We start from the raw sequence: 311 nt of genomic DNA on the forward strand, positions 1-311 counted from the left end.
GTGTACGTTATCCTGCTAAATATGATTTTGTTATTGCAGTGTCAGCGCTAAAGGCAAACAAACAACCTGCACCCTACTCCAGTCGTGGTCCAGAAATCAGTGTAGCTGCCCCTGCTGATCCAGTTATGACGACAACAGCAAGTGCAGCAAACAAAGCTGGAACAGACTATGTATCATTAAGTTCATCTTATAGAGCCTTTAACGGAACATCTTGTGCTGCACCGCATGTAACTGGTTTGGCAGCTTTATACAGACAAATGAATCCAGGTTATTCACCAGACGATATTAAGTTCCTCATCGAAAATTACGTC

The 311-nt window shown here is 42.8% G+C and carries 1 protein-coding gene; it reads left to right on the forward strand.

Annotated features, from left to right (window positions below; translation table 11 throughout):
* The coding region (locus SB719_RS19490; RefSeq protein WP_412159648.1) for a S8 family serine peptidase at nucleotides 1–311 on the forward strand (311 nt) is incomplete at both ends.

The organism is Pantoea sp. SIMBA_079 (assembly GCF_046940275.1).
Classification (GTDB): Bacteria; Pseudomonadota; Gammaproteobacteria; order Enterobacterales; family Enterobacteriaceae; genus Pantoea; species Pantoea borealis.